The 2,810-nt window shown below is 63.7% G+C and carries 3 protein-coding genes; 2 read left to right on the forward strand and 1 reads right to left on the reverse strand.

Going from position 1 to position 2,810, the window contains the following annotated elements:
- Together ACOADB_RS26430 and ACOADB_RS26435 are read left to right on the forward strand one after the other, a co-directional pair.
- Window positions 1–440 (forward strand): N-formylglutamate amidohydrolase (locus ACOADB_RS26430; protein ID WP_378606035.1); only part of this gene is annotated, 440 nt, incomplete at its 5' end.
- A 124-nt stretch (window positions 441–564) separates the two neighbouring features.
- Window positions 565–2,586, forward strand: a complete 2,022-nt coding sequence (locus ACOADB_RS26435) for a hypothetical protein (RefSeq protein ID WP_378606038.1) — start codon at window positions 565–567, stop codon at window positions 2,584–2,586.
- Here the strand turns inward: ACOADB_RS26435 and ACOADB_RS26440 are convergent.
- Window positions 2,568–2,810, reverse strand: a 243-nt coding sequence (locus ACOADB_RS26440; protein ID WP_420281330.1) for an NrtR DNA-binding winged helix domain-containing protein, incomplete at its 5' end; no start/stop codon positions are given. The genes ACOADB_RS26435 and ACOADB_RS26440 overlap by 19 nt on opposite strands.

Here is a 2,810-nt window from a genome sequence, read left to right on the forward strand (position 1 = left end):
CGCCCACTCCAGAGCAACGGCAGGCTCTGATCGATGAGTTCTACATCCCGTACGCCGACGGGATTTCGCAACTCGTCCGCGACCGGTTGGCCGCACATGGGCGGGTGACAATCATCGACGTCCATTCCTATCCGCTAGTGCCGAACCGCTACGAACTGCACGCCGACGGACCGCGCCCGGAGATCTGTGTTGGCACCGATGCCATCCACACGCCGGACGATCTTCGCGACCAAGTGCTCGACGCCATGCGGGCGACTGCGCCCACCGGCGACGTCGGCCTCAACTCGCCGTTCTGGGGTTGCTACGTGCCTCTGGAGCAGTACGGCACGAACGACGCGGTCCGGGCAGTGATGCTGGAGATTCGGCGGGATGTCGTTGCGCACCGCTTGGACGCACTCGTCCACGGTGTTGGGGTGCTCGTTTCGACCATCGATGCGTGACGGGAGCCTGTTCGAGTGTGCGGACAGAATCGCGCGTTTCGGTCGGAGATCGCCGGTAGCCTGTCGGCTCGCGGTCGGCCTACGCCAGCAGCGGTCATCTCGGTTGAACATCTGTGGGGGAACCATGTCAGCGCAGGCCGGAGACACGTTGGGGTCGGACGAGTCTGAGTCGTATCGATTCGTGCGCCGCCATAGGCGACTGCTCGGCTCGCTCGGGGTACTTCTCGTGCTGGCGCTCGTCGCTGGCTTGGGACTCAAGGTCTGGGGTCTGCCGTACCTGGAAACCAGGCAAGCCCGGGATGACGCGAACGCTGCCATCACTGCTTTGCGTAACGGGGACTTGGGCGAGTTGGATCGGCACCTGCGCGATCGCCGAGCTGATCCAGAGTTTGCCTACTACTTCGCGAAGCGAGCCACGCCTCGGGACCTCGGCGACATTCTCGCGTCAGCGGACGACTCGGACCTGGTGGCCGATGACGACGCTGCGAACTCGGACGCAACCACTTACGAGCGCGCGCTGGCGGACCTTGCAGCCGTTCTGTCGCTGGCCACTCATGGAACGGGTGACCTGGCCCTCCCTGAGTCATGGACCGACAACTTTGCTTTGGCCACGACAACGCCTGAACGCCTGTACCCCGACACCTCTGGCAATGCCGAGCGTGTGGCTCAGGATGTGGCCAACAAGCAGAACCTGCTCCTGGTGCTCTCCCGTGGCTGGTGGTCGACGGAGTTCCTGATGGTGATGACGAAGGCCTATTGGGATTGGGAGCATGAGCCGGACAATCAGCTCCCAAGCTTTCCGGGCGCCATCCCGGCGCCGGATGCCGGTCCGTGGCCCGGGCGAACGGAGAAGGGCGGGAAGTACGCTCCGAGCCCCGACGGTACCTATCTCACGGATGGCATGGTCGCCTTGTTGGCCGCGTTGACCGCCAATCCCGAAGCCGCCGGGTGGGCTTTTGCCGGATTCCAGGACGGCACCAAGACATTGAGCTTGGGTCAAGATGGTGACCGCTCCGTTGGCACATTCTCGGCCTACGTCTTCTTTGAACACGTCTACGCGACCTCGCTCGGCGGTGGTGATACCTCGGGAGTCACAGCTGGCTACACGGCCCTGATGTCTGCGATTCAAGCCACGGGAGGTTCCTACGCCGAGGGCGCAATCGGGCCGGCGGGTGACCTTCGTATCCTTCAAGCCGCACGAGAGGCTGCGGAGTCTGACGAGGCAAGGCAGGACCCTGACCATTGGTACGAGGAGGTCGGCCACGCGATCGCAAGCTGGGGTCACTCTGCGCTCGACATCGTTGGTCTGCTTCCGCTCGTCGGCGACACAGCCGACGGGATCAACGCGGTCTGGTTCGGCATTGAGGGCGACTGGAGCAATGCTGGTCTTTCCTTGTCGGCCATGGCGCCCTTCGTCGGGCATGCCGTAACGGCCGCCAAAATCGCCAAGGTTGGTACCAAAGGTGGCGCCAAGGCCGGTGCCAAGGCCGGTGCGAAGGCTGGCGCCAAGGCCGGAGTCAAGGCTGGCCGCAAGAGGGTTGACCGAGAAGGTCGTGCCGTCAGCGACAGCAGTGACGGTGGGAAGCTTCTTTCCGCGGGTACGCCCACCGGTGACGGAACCTTTGACTTTGTTGACGGCCACGCTTTCCTTGCGGCATTGGCGGTACCCGTGGAGCGTGTGATCTACAAATACGGCTCGACGAGGTACGAGGTTTCATCCGTCCACAAGGACCTCACGCTTCTCAGTGGGCCTGATCGGGAAACAGTCGAGCGTGGCCTCCCGGACTCGTCGGACACTCTTGCGGAGCAACGCTGGTTCTGCGTGTCGACCCTTTGCGATCTCGTCGACCAGACCCAGGAGGAGCAGGGGATACGCGACTTCGAAGAGCAGAATGATGTCGACGTTGTCCGGGCTGGGGTGCTGGCGCGAGTTGATGGGTCCGCAAGCCCACGGTTCTACGATGGCGTCTTTCGAAAGCAGGACGGCACGTATGGGGCGATTGAGGTCAACAGCGATCGGTCGACGCGCACCGTCGACCAGTGGAGCTTCGACGTGCTTGTCAGCGCCGATAACCCGGCACTTGCCGCTCTGGAAGGTGAGCCGATCAAGATCACATCGGTCGCACTTCAGCCAGTCCGCCGGTAGAGCGCGGCCGGCCGGCCCCGCAGGTTGGTCGCGAGAACCGGCTCGCCCTTGCGAAGCACTGGCTCGAGCATCGGCTTCATCCGCCGGTTGAAGTTGTCCTTGTGGAGTTCGTCGCCCACCACGGCCTCGTGGACCTTGCGGAGTTGGTGGAGCGTGAAGGGCTCGGGGAGGAACCCGTCGGGGTCAGGGTGGATGTCGACGTACCGGAAGCGGATCTCGTAGCG

The organism is Nocardioides sp. CPCC 206348 (assembly GCF_048654705.1).
GTDB lineage: Bacteria > Actinomycetota > Actinomycetes > Propionibacteriales > Nocardioidaceae > Nocardioides.

Bases quoted from the DNA above. Each gene is read 5' to 3' on its own strand.
- ACOADB_RS26435 (WP_378606038.1), top strand. From the start codon at position 565: ATGTCAGCGCAGGCCGGAGACACGTTGGGGTCGGACGAGTCTGAGTCG.